The 14062-nt window shown below is 32.9% G+C and carries 12 protein-coding genes and 1 tRNA gene; 2 read left to right on the plus strand and 11 right to left on the minus strand.

What is annotated here, in order from left to right; all coding sequences use genetic code 11:
• Positions 1-26 precede the first annotated feature (26 nt).
• Together VOI25_RS00555 and VOI25_RS00560 are read left to right on the plus strand one after the other, a co-directional pair.
• On the plus strand, positions 27-1097 hold the full coding sequence (locus tag VOI25_RS00555) for a nucleotidyltransferase family protein (RefSeq protein WP_323786930.1): 1071 nt from the start codon (positions 27-29) through the stop codon (positions 1095-1097).
• Positions 1098-1183: 86 nt separating this feature from the next.
• Positions 1184-1786 carry a hypothetical protein gene (locus tag VOI25_RS00560; RefSeq protein ID WP_323786931.1) on the plus strand — a complete coding sequence of 201 codons (603 nt, stop codon included), beginning with the start codon at positions 1184-1186 and terminating at the stop codon, positions 1784-1786.
• Here the strand turns inward: VOI25_RS00560 and VOI25_RS00565 are convergent, their stop codons facing one another.
• From VOI25_RS00565 to mraY, 11 genes are all read right to left on the minus strand, one after another.
• Positions 1787-2671 carry a zinc-dependent peptidase gene (locus VOI25_RS00565; RefSeq protein WP_323786933.1) on the minus strand — a complete coding sequence of 295 codons (885 nt, stop codon included), beginning with the start codon at positions 2669-2671 and terminating at the stop codon, positions 1787-1789.
• Positions 2672-3024: 353 nt separating this feature from the next.
• Positions 3025-3098 (minus strand) — tRNA-Arg (locus tag VOI25_RS00570).
• 27 nt (positions 3099-3125) lie between these two features.
• Positions 3126-3572, minus strand: a complete 447-nt coding sequence (locus tag VOI25_RS00575; protein WP_323786934.1) for a GatB/YqeY domain-containing protein — start codon at positions 3570-3572, stop codon at positions 3126-3128.
• Between the two features lie 146 nt (positions 3573-3718).
• Positions 3719-5635, minus strand: a complete 1917-nt coding sequence (gene ftsZ, locus VOI25_RS00580; RefSeq protein ID WP_323786936.1) for a cell division protein FtsZ — start codon at positions 5633-5635, stop codon at positions 3719-3721.
• 67 nt (positions 5636-5702) lie between these two features.
• Positions 5703-7037, minus strand: coding sequence for a cell division protein FtsA (ftsA, locus tag VOI25_RS00585; RefSeq protein WP_323786937.1), 1335 nt, complete (start codon positions 7035-7037; stop codon positions 5703-5705).
• Between the two features lie 3 nt (positions 7038-7040).
• On the minus strand, positions 7041-7652 hold the full coding sequence (locus VOI25_RS00590) for a cell division protein FtsQ/DivIB (protein WP_323786938.1): 612 nt from the start codon (positions 7650-7652) through the stop codon (positions 7041-7043).
• 97 nt (positions 7653-7749) lie between these two features.
• Positions 7750-9102 (minus strand): UDP-N-acetylmuramate--L-alanine ligase, encoded by a 1353-nt coding sequence (gene murC, locus VOI25_RS00595; RefSeq protein ID WP_323786939.1) that lies wholly within the window; start codon positions 9100-9102, stop codon positions 7750-7752.
• A gap of 3 nt (positions 9103-9105) precedes the next feature.
• The gene (gene murG, locus VOI25_RS00600) at positions 9106-10197 is read right to left on the minus strand and encodes an undecaprenyldiphospho-muramoylpentapeptide beta-N-acetylglucosaminyltransferase (RefSeq protein WP_323786940.1); all 1092 of its coding nucleotides are present in this window, start codon (positions 10195-10197) and stop codon (positions 9106-9108) included.
• Entirely contained in the window at positions 10197-11390 is a 1194-nt protein-coding gene (locus VOI25_RS00605) for an FtsW/RodA/SpoVE family cell cycle protein (protein WP_323786941.1), read from the minus strand. Before VOI25_RS00605 ends, murG begins: the two co-directional genes overlap by 1 nt.
• 91 nt (positions 11391-11481) lie before the next feature.
• On the minus strand, positions 11482-12813 hold the full coding sequence (murD, locus tag VOI25_RS00610; protein ID WP_323786943.1) for a UDP-N-acetylmuramoyl-L-alanine--D-glutamate ligase: 1332 nt from the start codon (positions 12811-12813) through the stop codon (positions 11482-11484).
• Entirely contained in the window at positions 12814-14055 is a 1242-nt protein-coding gene (mraY, locus tag VOI25_RS00615; RefSeq protein WP_323786944.1) for a phospho-N-acetylmuramoyl-pentapeptide-transferase, read from the minus strand.
• Between the last annotated feature and the right edge of the window lie 7 nt (positions 14056-14062).

Below are 14062 nucleotides of genomic sequence, written 5' to 3' on the forward strand. Positions count from 1 at the left end.
TACTTTTAAGTACTTAATAAAAACTATTGTCTTCACAAAAAAATTCATATAAATACACCCTTCAATTAATTGCAGATATTTTGAGTTTTGAAAACTCCATTAAAACTTTGCAACAAAAGATGACTTCCAATACCATAGATTGGGAGCAGTTTGTGTTTATTGCGAGTGATTATCTTGTTTTAACAACCTGCTATTGTAGACTAAAAGCAAAGAATTTATTAAAGTACCTTCCTGAAGATTTGTGTTTATACTTAGAAGAAATAACATCCATTAATAGAAATAGAAACAATACCTTACTAAATGAGATTAAAAATATTGCTGAAATATTCAATAAAAACAATATAGATTATGTGTTTTTAAAAGGTGGTGCATACTTAATCAAAAATTATTATAATGATTTTGGAGAAAGAATGCTTGGTGATATTGACATCTTGGTTAATGACGATCAAATTGATGACAGTTATCAATTACTAATAAAAGACAACTATATCGAGACGACACAAGGCATTAGCGCAAAATATTTCGACAATAAGCATTTGCCTCGATTACAACATAATTTGAATTTGGCGGCTGTGGAAATTCACAGCAAAGTACTTTTGAAATCTTATAATGGTGTTTTAGCTGTTAAAGACATTTTAAATTCTAAAGAACTAGTACAAAACGTGTATGTACCTTCTAATCAACACTTGTTATTCCATTCAATTTTGAATTTTCAAGCTAATGATTCGGGTTATACTTTTAGCCGAATAAGCCTTAAATCTATTTATGATTTACTTATCATAAAAAGGAATCATGATTTTAGCTATGATGATAAGTTTAAACCAGCTTATTTCAAAAACTACTTCTCAATAGCCAAGATTTTCTTTACTGATTTTGATGCTTTCAAATCAAATCTATTTATAAATAATTTGTTTTTATTAAAATTAAAGTATCCTTTTTTAAGAAAAAGCATAGATTATATGATAAGAAAGATTCAATTTTTGAGCACACTTATTACAAGTAGAATATGGTTCTTTTTTAAAAACAAAAACTACAGAAAGGATATCGTTAAAGATTATAAAAGAATTTTTGGTCTAACAAAGCTTAAAAATTCTTAAGTGATTACTTTTTAATGTAATATGTTTACTGTTTCTTTGTAAATTAGTGCTTAAAGCATATATTTGATTTACATTATTTTTTAACTATGAGAAATTTAGTTTTACTTTTAATATTAGTGACGTTATTTAATTTTAATGGTCATTCACAAACAACTTCAGAAACGGAATATGATATTACTGAAGAATCTGATTATATAGATGCTCCATGGAAACTTATGGTCGGCGTTAATGCTGTTGGAAGCTTAGGTACTAGGCAACCTTTTGCTCGCTTAGGTGAATTTCAATTCAAAAACCCTTTGGCATTAGCTATAGAGCATAAATGGTCAAAATATTTTGCTATTGAACAAGATTTAACTTTCAATGGATATGAAGTTAAAAATGAAATCGATGGTGGTATTTTAAAAGAAGACTATCTTTATATTTCTTCTAATACGTATATTAAATACTATTTCTCTGATGTACTTTTTACTGCAGATTGGATAGATCTTTATGCTGGTGCTGGTTTTGGTATTTTCTCGGTTAATGAGTTGAACTCATCTGGTAATTTAGTCTTTGGAGGTACAATTTGGGTTTCAGACAATGTAGGTATAAGACTTCAAGGTGTTGGGAAATTTGCAGTTAACGCAAAAGACCGACAATTTGATAACAATCACTTTCAATACATGCTTCAGGCCGTTATTAAACTATAATTAATAGCCTTTAAAGTTAAAATTAAGCATTCCTTTTACTTTATTATAAATCTCTGGAAATTGAGACCTAAATTCTTGTGGAGTTTCGATAAAGGTTTCAATAATTACAGCTAAAAACTCAAATTGGTTGGTAAAGGCATACTCTCTAATATACTTCGACGACACTAGCTCTTCTTTTAAATTACTATTGGTGTCTAAATCTTGTGTAAGTTCATAATAGGAATCCAAAAATATTGCAGAACTCGTACTTCGTTTTCTAACATTCATGTAATAAAAATGAATAGCATGAATAAACTCATGAACTGCTAAATTAAGATTGTCATCTTCTACATGGTAACCATGTAATACATCTTTCCAAGACAACACTAACGCTCTATATCCGAAGTTAAATTCACCTTTATGGTAGTTTTTATTGGTTCTTGAATAAAACTCTTCAGGATAAATTAAAATACGTTCTACAGAATCAATTTTGTAATCTCTTAAACCAAAAGTAAGTTTAACTAATGTTGCAGAAATTACAACCTTCATTTCGTCATTTACCTCCAATTCTTTACCAATAAATTCGGTACGATTTATCGTTCTATTAACCCTATGTTCAAAATAAGATTTATGCTTTCTAGATAAGTTATTATAAAATTTAATTTTTTGTCTAAGTATTGCCTTGCGCTCATTGGAGAGTTTCTTTTTAATAACATATAAATGATTGTAAAACAGATGTTTTTTAACGTACTCTATGTAAGCCATTTCAATAAAATTAAACAGCTTAAATAGCATAAAAAAAAACGCGATAGAAATAATAAAAAACAATAAGGCATTAAATACCAACTCTGCTTGAGGTGAAAGTTCTTGTTTGTGTTGTAGAATAATCGCTAGTAGGTTGTGCATTTTTGTTTTAAAATTCTTTTCAGCTTTAGTTAAGGCCTATACTCAAAAATACACTTTTATATATTAAACTGATTTTATTAGAAATCACCAATCACTTTAAATCATATTGAGCTTCTCTTAGATAAAAAACTTATTCTTAATTATTCCTTCTCATGGACTCTCTACGTTCGTCTTTCCTCAAAGCTCCGCTTTGAAAATAGAAAACTTCTGATTATAAATTCAAGCAAGCTTGATTTACTATAAGATTGACTCTCTACGTTCGTCTTTCCTCAAAGCTCCGCTTTGAAAATAGAAAACTTCTGATTATAAATTCAAGCAAGCTTGATTTAACACAGAAGTTTTCTATTTATTCGTGACCTCGAGAGGATTCGAACCTCCAACCCTCAGAGCCGAAATCTGATATTCTATCCAGTTGAACTACGAGGCCATTACTTCCTGCATTGGCAGGAATCTCTTAAGATAATTTAGATTTTACAATTGTTGAAATTGTTTTGCCATCAGCTTGTCCAGCTAATTGCTTATTAACTATTCCCATAACCTTTCCCATATCTTTCATACCATCTGCTCCTACCTTTTCAATAGTTGCTGCTACTACCTTCTCAATGTCTTCTTCACTTAATTGAGCAGGTAAAAATTGAGATATTATTTTAGCCTGTGCCAATTCTGGTTCTGCTAAATCGTTACGATTTTGCTCTGTATAAATAGTCGCACTATCTTTGCGTTGCTTTACTAACTTGGATAAAATTTTTATTTCTTCATCCTCCGTTATATCTTCTCCCGAACCTGAAGTTTGTGCTAATAATAACTCAGATTTAACAGCTCTTAAAGCTGCCAAAGCTACTTGATCCTTTTCTTTCATTGCCGCTTTAATAGCAGTCATTATGTTATTTTGCAAACTCATTATACCGTATTTAACTTAGATTGCGAAGATAGGAAAAATCTAAGTGCTTTTGGTTTGCCACCTCATTTTAAAAGATAAAAAACCCGAAAAGCTTTTCTCAACTTTTCGGGTTTAACAAAGTGTGAAACACTAAACTAAATTTGCTATTAATCTACGTTGTCGTGTAAAAATGAATTGTTGCTTCTCAATTGAATGTCGTCGTTATCATCTGTAGCTACCGAAGTTCTTGAAGCCTTGGTATCTGATGAATGTTGAGATTCTTCTAAACTCACACCTTGTCTTTTATATGCAGGTTCTTTTTCAATTTCGTCAATTTTAGCTGTATTGAATTTGTAGTTAAAGTCTTTCATCTTTCGTCTACGTTCGTCAGCTCTCTCTTTAAGTAATTCTGAAATTGGGCTGTTCATCGGGTCAATTTCTTCTCTAATTTCTTCTTCAGAAACCTCAGATTCAATCATTTTTTTCTCAAATACAATTTCTTCTTCAACTTCTGGTTGAACTTTTGTTTTTGTTTCATTAATTGAGGACTCATAAGTCATAAAGTCATCAAGTGCATAACGCGTCTCTCCTTCTTCATTTGCTTCAGTAACAGGAACTATTTCAATATGATCATTAACATCTAAATCTTTGACTTCTTCAAGTGCAAAAACAGTCTTTTCCTCAATTTCTGTTGTTTCCTCTTCTTCTTGACCAAAAGACAATGGCAAATCAAATGTTAACGTAATTTGCTCCTCTTCAATTTCATCAACAGTTTCCTCTTTCGTCTCCTGAATAGGTGTAATAATAAAATCTTCATCAATTGATTTATGATCTAGGACTTCATCATACACTACATTTATATTTTTAATAATTTCAGTAGTTGTGATTAAATTAGTTTCAAAATCTTCTACAACTGTATCTAAATCATCTTCTTCCATTAATGTGTGAACCACTACTTCTGGTCCAACTTCATCATTTTCAAGTACAATATCGGGTGTGATAATCGCTGGATCATTTTCTTTCACATGCACATCATTTCGATCATCTTCTAAAGCATGAACTACCTTCGTTTGCTCTGTATTAGAAATTTCATGTTGTTGATCAATATCGAAACCAGTAGCGATAATTGTCACAGAGATAGATTCTTCTAAAGAATCATCTTCACCAACACCCATAATAATATTTGCGCCATGTCCAGCTTCATTTTGAATGTGGTCATTTATTTCACCTATTTCATCAATAGTAATTTCTTGAGAACCTGAAACGATCAGCAACAATACGTTTTTAGCACCAGTAATTTTATTATCATTTAATAATGGCGAATCTAGGGCTTTCATAATTGCTTCCTGCGCTCTAGTCTTACCTGAAGAGGTAGATGAACCCATAATTGCAGTACCACTATTGCTCAATACTGTTTTAGCATCACGTAAATCAATATTTTGTGTATAGTGATGTGTAATTACTTCTGCTATACCACGAGATGCAGTAGAAAGGACTTCATCCGCTTTAGAGAAACCAGCTTTAAAGCCTAAATTACCATAGACTTCACGAAGTTTATTGTTATTTATTACCACTAACGAATCTACATGTGATCGAAGGGTTTCTATTCCTTTTTGAGCTTGTTCGTTTCTTGTTTTTCCTTCAAACTGAAATGGCATGGTTACAATACCAACAGTTAAAATATCCATTTCTTTTGAAAGTTTTGCGATGATTGGTGCAGCTCCAGTTCCTGTACCTCCACCCATTCCTGCAGTGATAAAAACCATTTTTGTATTTGTACCTAGCATACGTCTTAAATCTTCTAGACTTTCAACAGCTGCTTGCTCTCCTACTTCGGGATTTGCTCCTGCTCCTAACCCTTCGGTTAAATTCACTCCTAATTGGATCTTGTTTGGGACACCACTATTTTGTAATGCTTGGGCATCTGTATTACAAATCACGAAATCAACACCTTTAATCCCTTGTTGAAACATGTGATTAATGGCATTGCTTCCACCTCCACCAACTCCAATCACTTTGATGACGTTTGATTGGTTTTTTGGTAAATCGAATGCAATATCGCCTAATTCAATGTTGTTGCTCATAAATATTCTTTTTACTGGTTGTTGTTTTGTACTTAATATGTTTTATTCAATAGATTTAATTCTTTGATTACTCAGCATTATCTAAAAAATCTTTGACACGTTCAGTTAATTTATCTAAGAACGATTTACGTTCTTTTTTAGGTTGCTGAATCCGTTCTTCTTCATGACTTATATGCTCCTCGGAATGCTCTTCCATAGCAAGTTCCATCTCTTCAACTTCTTTTTCAACACGTTTACGCTCTTGACGCTTTAAACCGTCCATCACCAATCCAACTGCGGTTGCAAACAAAGGACTGGCAATATCATCATCGCTGTCTCCTGCTAAATGCTCATTAGGATAACCTATTCTGGTATCCATTCCTGTTATGTATTCTACTAATTGCTTTAAATGTTTAAGTTGGCTACCACCTCCAGTTAAAACAATACCAGCAATTAATTTCTTTTTTTGTTCTTCATGACCGTAATTTTTAATCTCTACATAAACCTGCTCAATGATTTCTACGACTCTAGCATGTATAATTTTAGACAAATTCTTTAAGGTAATTTCTTTCGGATCTCGTCCACGTAAACCTGGTATCGATACAATCTCATTATCCTTATTCTCTCCTGGCCATGCAGAACCAAATTTTATCTTAAGCAATTCTGCTTGTTTTTCAATTATCGAGCAACCTTCTTTTATATCTTCAGTAACTACATTTCCTCCAAAAGGAATAACTGCTGTATGACGAATAATTCCATCTTTAAATACAGCCAAATCTGTTGTTCCTCCTCCTATATCAATTAATGCTACACCTGCTTCTTTTTCTTCTTGACTTAATACTGCATTTGCAGAAGCCAAAGGTTCTAATGTAATGCCTTCTAATTCTAAACCAGAACTTTTTACACAGCGACCAATATTTCTAATGGATGATACTTGTCCAACAACAACATGGAAATTCGCTTCTAAGCGACCTCCATACATACCAATTGGTTCTTTAATTTCTGGCTGACCGTCAATTTTATATTCCTGTGGTAACACATGAATTATTTCTTCACCAGGCAACATTACAAGCTTATGCACTTGGTTTATTAATCGATCAATATCATCTTCGTCAATGACAACTTCAGAATTTGCTCTTGTGATATAATCACTATGTTGTAAACTTCTAATATGTTGGCCAGCAATACCAACAGTGACGTCTTCTATTTTTAATCCAGCTTCTGCTTCTGCTTCTTGAACAGCTTGCTGTATTGATTGTATTGTTTGTGTAATATTATTCACAACTCCTCTATGAACACCTAAGCTCTTGGATTTACCAATACCCAAAATTTCCGCCTTTCCATATTCATTCTTACGACCTATCATTGCCACAATTTTTGTGGTTCCGATATCCAATCCTACTGAAATTTTATTATTCTCCATCACTTATTTTTTGGTGCAAATAACTTGCTTATCAAACTTTAAATTCACTACACTATAACTATCTAACGCTTTGTCTTTTGTCGCTTTCAAATAAAATGCTTTGAGATTATTGATTTTTTTGTCTAACAGGTTTAAATTTCCTAAATGAACCTTAAAATCAGTATCACGTAATCTCAAATCGATTGATTGATCTTCATTTTGGTGAATCTCAACGACGTGCTTTTTCAAAAACTCATCCACTTTAACTTTTTGGGCTACAGTGAATACATTTGACAAGTTATTTTTTTCAATTGCTCCAGTTATTAATGGCACACGTGCTGTGTAATTTGTTGATAAAGGCATATAAGAACCTTGCTCATCAATGTAATAGGATGCATTTGTACTTACTCTTGCTATAGGTTTTTTTTGTTCAATATTTGCAGTGATTGAGCCATCAACACTCATAAACACTTGCGCTTGCTTAATCATTGGGTTGGAATTCAGGGCAGTTTCCAACGCGTTCAAATCTATAATATCTTTAGGCTTGTTCGTAACACTCTCTTGATTTTGTATTAACAATTTACTAACAGTCTCCTGTGTTACATACAGATTATCATCACCAACAAATTGAATCATTGGAGTATTTACTGTTCTAGTAGAATTTCTAAGCGTTGAAAACGCGAACAAAAATCCAACTAACAGCAGTAATAATGAGACCTTTATGTAATTATAATTAACTCGCAATACTTAATGCTTCTTTTATATATTTTACTTCTTCTCCAATATCGCCTGCACCTATAGTTAAAATAATTGGTGCTGAAGACGCTTTTATATGTTGAATTAATTCTGATTTTTGAATTAATTTTTTGTGTTCAATATTAATTTTACTTAAAAGCCATTCTGAATTTACACCCTCAATCGGTAATTCTCTTGCTGGATAAATGTCTAGTAATAAAATCTCATCAAATTGAGATAAGCTCGTTGCAAAGTCATCAACAAAATCTTTAGTTCTACTGAACAAATGGGGTTGAAAAATGGCCAATACTTTTTTATTTGGGTACATTTCTCTAACTGCTTGATGCACTGCATTTATCTCTTCAGGATGATGTGCATAGTCATCAATAAATACTAAGTTTTCGCTTTTAATCTGGTACGTAAATCTGCGTTTCACTCCTTTATAGGATGCTAAAGCTTTGGCGAGCTGCGGTTTAGGGATTCCGTATTCTACAGTCATCGCCAAGGCAATTAAAGCATTCGACAGATTGTGTCTACCAGGTAGGCTAAATTTAAAATCTTCGAGTAGTGTATGTGGTGTTTTTACATCAAATACATAGCTACCATTTATTATTTTTATGTTTTGAACGGAATAATCTGAATCGTCTTCGATGCCATAGGTAATGCCTTTAATTGGCAATCCACTTTTAACGAATAGTTTTCCGTTGGGTTTAATTTTTTTTGAAAAATCCTCAAAGGATTTAACTAATTCTGAAGCATCTCCATAAATATCTAAGTGATCTGCATCCATCGAGGTTATACATGCATAATCTGGAGATAAAGTCAAAAAGGAACGATCAAATTCATCGGCTTCTACAACAGTTACATCTGTTCCATTTAGAATAAGATTAGAATTATAGTTTTCACTTATTCCACCTAAAAACGCCGTTACTTTCACATCGCATGCATTAAGTAAATGCCCTAAAATACTTGTGGTCGTTGTTTTTCCATGTGTACCTGCAACCGCTAAACAGAATGTTTGTCTTGTAATTTCTCCGAGTATTGCCGAACGTTTTAAAACGTCGAAGCCATTCGAATTGAAGTAATTTAATTCGGTATGCGATTTGGGAATCGCTGGAGTATAAACAACTAGAGTGTTTTCCTGACTTAAAAACGGATCATCAATCAAGCGTATATCATCTTCAAAATGAATCGAAATACCTAAATCTTCTAACGAGTTTGTAATGTCTGTTTTTGTTTTATCATAACCACCAACGTTCAAACCTTTAGCCATAAAATATCGTGCAATAGCGCTCATTCCGATGCCTCCAATTCCAATAAAATAAACGTTATTTATGTGTTTAAAATTCATGTATTACTTCAACAATTTTTCTACTTCGTTTGCTATATCCTTTGTGGCATTAACCAATGCTAAACCCTTTATACTTTTACTTAAATTTTCTCTTTTTTCTTTTGAATTCAACAGTTCTGTAAATTCACTTTCAAACTGACCTTCTAAATCACTTTCCTTAATCAAAACAGCAGCATTTTTATCTGCAATAGACTTTGCATTTTTTGTTTGATGGTCTTCTGCGACATTAGGTGAAGGAATAAAAATCACAGGTTTTCCAACGACACAGAGTTCCGATACAGAGCTTGCTCCTGCTCTTGAAATAATAATATCTGCAGCAGCATAAGCCATATCCATGTTGTTCAAAAAGGCATGCACTTGAACATGGTCTAGTTTGTTATACTGCTTATATTGTTGATAATACAGTTTACCACATTGCCAAATTAATTGCACATTTAACGACTCAAAATAGTCGAGTTTACTCTCAATTAACTCATTAACCCTCCTTGCCCCTTGACTTCCTCCTAAAATCAAAAGTGTATGTTTACTATGTATTAATGTGAACGCATCCTTACCTTTAATATGTTTGTGCTCGACATCTAACAAATCTTTACGAATAGGGTTTCCTGTTAATTTTATTTTCTCCTTTGGAAAGTATTTTTCAAGACCTTCATAAGCCACACAAATGGTATCTACCTTTTTGCCTAGAAGCTTATTTGTAATTCCTGGATAGGAGTTTTGCTCTTGAATTATACTAGGTATCCCTTTTGAAGCTGCTACTTTCAATAACGGACCACTTGCAAATCCTCCAGTACCAATGGCTATATCAGGCTTAAACGTGTTTATGATTTTTTTTGATCGCAACAAACTAACAATCAATTTAAATGGAAACATTAGATTTTTCAAAGTCAGTTTACGTTGTAATCCTGAAATCCATAAACCTTCAATTTCATAGCCAGCTTGTGGTACTTTTTCCATTTCCATCCGATCTGAAGCACCAACAAATAAAAACTCAGCATCAGGAAAACGGGATTTTAATTCATCTGCAATCGCAATCGCAGGATAAATATGACCTCCAGTTCCTCCACCAGACAATATGATTTTATAGTTACTCATTAAATCGTTTCGCTTAATATTTCAAGCGGATTATCTTCATTAATTTCTTGTTCTTTTATTTCTTCACGTTTTGCGCTGACACTTAAAATAATTCCTATAGCTAAACAGGTCATCCAAATAGAAGTTCCTCCACTACTAATCAAGGGTAATGTTTGTCCAGTGACAGGAAATAATTCAACCGCAACAGCCATATTAATTAAAGCTTGAAATACAATTGGCAAGCCAACACCAAGCACTAATAATTTTCCAAATACAGTATCTGATTTTTGAGATACTATGACAATTCTAAATAACAACCACGAGTACATTATCAATAAAAATAAACCACCAATCAACCCATATTCTTCAATAATTATTGCGAAAATAAAATCTGATGACGATTGCGGTAAAAAATTCTTTTGTACACTCTTTCCAGGACCTACACCTTTTATACCACCAGAAGCAATAGCTATTTTAGCTTTTTCTATTTGATAATCTGCCTCAGTATCTTCTCCATTTGAAAAGTTTTCAACTCTACTCATCCAAGTATCAATACGATTCGGCATAGCATCAGGAAACGCTTTCGCAACCAATACAAAAAGAGATAAAGCAACAATTCCTGTACCTATAATTACAGCTAAATATTTAATGGGATAACCTCCTATAAATGCTAGAATCATAATCATTAAGAACATGATGGCAGTCGTAGAAAAATTAGCCGGCAATATAAGTATCAAAACAAAAAAGACTGGAGCCCATAATGGCAATAAGGTTTCTTGAAACGTAATTTTTCGGTCTTGAATTTTTGACAAATATCGAGCGACATACACCATTAAAACTACAGCAGCTAATGTTGATGTTTGAAATGACATACCAACAAAAGGAATTTGAATCCATCGACTTGCATTTGCACCTTCAATTGTTGTTCCTTGCAACATTGTTATGACTAGTAATACTAAGACAATTGGAATCATAACCATGGATAAACCTCTAAAATATCGATATGGAATTTTATGTACACCATACATAATTGCAAATCCTAAAATGAGATGCATAAAATGCTTAACAAAAAACCCAAAGGTATTTCCAGAACCTCCAACGTAAGCTAAATTACTTGCAGCACTATACACAGGAAGGAATGAGAAAATTGCTAGCAAAGCAGCAATTGCCCATATTAATCGATCTCCTTTTATGTTTTTAAATAGTGTTTGCACAGTTTCTCTTTATTATTCTTGTTTTTTTATCATTCAGAGCAAAGCGAAGAATCTTAAAAAACGAGAGATTCTTCCTTCAAAATGACATTGTTTATAAATTCCTTACTGCATCTTTAAATTGACGACCTCTATCTTCGTAGTTTTCGAATAAATCAAAGCTTGCACAGGCTGGTGATAACAACACATTCTCGCCAGCTTCAGCAATTTTATATGCAATCTTAACAGCCTCACTCATATATTGAGTTTCAATAATGATATCGACCATATTTCCAAAATTCTCCATGAGTTTTTGATTGTCTACTCCCAAACAAATGATAGCTTTCACTTTTTCATTTACAAACTGAAATAACTCTTGATAATCATTCCCTTTATCTTGTCCGCCAACAATCCATACTGTTGGAGCATCCATACTTTCTAAAGCATAATATGTTGCATTTACATTCGTAGCCTTTGAGTCATTGATGTATTGCACTTTATTAATTTTAAGTACATGCTCTAATCGATGCTCAACACCTTGAAAATTTTCTAAACTCTCACGAATGGTTTGCTTTCTTATTTTTAATAAGTGCGCTACTGTTGAAGCAGCCATTGCATTTTTAATGTTGTGTTTTCCCTCTAATGCTAAATTTGCTGTTGGCATAATTATCTGGTTGTTATCTATTGTTATTTTAATATTGTCTTTGTCTAAATACGCGCCATTTTCAATTTGTTTTGTCAATGAAAACGGCAATAATGTTGATTGAATGGGATGTTGTTTTAACCAAGAATCGATAACCTCATCATCGGCATCATAGATGAAATAATCATCCTTTGTCTGATTTTCAACAATCCTGAATTTTGAAGCGATATAATTTTCAAACACGTAATCATATCGATCTAAATGATCTGGTGTGATATTCAGTAGAACGGCAATTTTAGGTTTAAATGTTTTTATATCATCCAACTGAAAGCTACTTATTTCAAGCACATAGTTTGCAAAATCCTCCTCCAAGATTTGCTTAGCGAAACTATCACCAATGTTACCAGCTAATCCAACATTTAACTCTTGTTTTAGCAGATGATAGGTTAAACTAGCCGTCGTTGTTTTACCATTACTACCAGTAATTGCGACCAATGTGGCATCAGTAAATTTTGATGCAAATTCAATTTCAGAAACGACTGCAATTCCTTTAGCTCTAATTTGCTGCACTAGAACAGTTTTATCCGGAATACCAGGACTTTTCATGATTACATTTGCATTCAGAATTTTAGCCTCTGTATGCTGACCATATTCAAATTCAATCTCATTATGTATAAGAACTTCTTTGTACTTCTCTTTTATTATTCCTTTATCCGACACAAAAACGTCGAATCCTTTGTCTTTCCCTAAAAGCGCTGTTCCAACACCACTTTCTCCTCCTCCTAGAATTACTAGCCTTTTCATCTATCGTATTTTCAGTGTTACTATAGAAAGTATTGCTAGCAAGATTCCTATAATCCAAAAGCGGGTTACAATTTTACTTTCGTGATATCCTGATTTTTGATAATGATGGTGTAAAGGCGACATTTTAAATATGCGTCGTCCTTCACCATATTTTTTTCTTGTGTATTTAAACCAGCTTACTTGCATGACTACTGACAAATTTTCGGCTAAGAAAATTCCGCAAAGCAATGGAATTAACCATTCTTTTCTAACAGCGATTGCTATTACAGCTATGATTCCACCTATCGTTAAACTCCCAGTATCTCCCATAAACACTTGTGCTGGATACGTGTTATACCATAAGAACCCGATGAGTGCTCCAACAAATGCCGCGATATAAATAGTAATTTCTTCAACTCTAGGGATGTACATAATATTGAGGTAATCTGAAAAAATGATATTACCAGAAACCCAAGCGAAAATCCCTAATGTGAGTACGATTATGGCCGACGTTCCTGCAGCCAAACCATCAATTCCATCTGTGAGGTTTGCACCATTTGAAACCGCTGTTATGATAAAAATTGCTACTATAATAAAAATCAACCAAGCATATTTTTCTAAGTCAGTACTTATCCATGTCACTAAATCTGAGTAATCAAACTCGTTATTTTTAACAAACGGAATTGTTGTTTTTGTAGATTTTTCTTCAAGTTGAAACAATTCAAAAGGAGAAATGTTAGGGTTTTCAGCTAGTAATTCTTGTTGTTGCTCAATAGGAAGTTTTTCCTTAATAGTAACATCATTATGAAAAAACAATGTCGCTCCAACTATAATCCCCAATCCAACCTGACCAAGAACTTTAAAACGTCCTTTTAGTCCATCTTTATCATTTTTAAACTTCTTTATATAATCATCAATGAATCCAATGACTCCCATCCAAAGCGTAGTAACTATCAATAAAATAATGTAGACATTTTCTAATTTTGCTAGTAACAACACCGGAATTAAGGTTGCAAGGATAATAATTACTCCTCCCATTGTTGGTGTACCAGCTTTTTGAGCCTGACCTTCTAGTCCTAAATCTCTAATGGTTTCACCAACTTGTTGTTTCTGTAAAAAACGTATGATTCGTTTTCCATAAACTACAGAAATCAACAACGATAAAATCATTGCTACAGCAGCTCTAAATGTTAGAAACCCAAAGAGTGATGCTCCAGGCAACTGGAACTGTTTTTCTAAATATTCGAATAGGTAATATAACATTGGTTAA

The sequence above is a fragment of the Psychroserpens sp. genome (assembly GCF_034670085.1).
Classification (GTDB): Bacteria; Bacteroidota; Bacteroidia; order Flavobacteriales; family Flavobacteriaceae; genus Psychroserpens.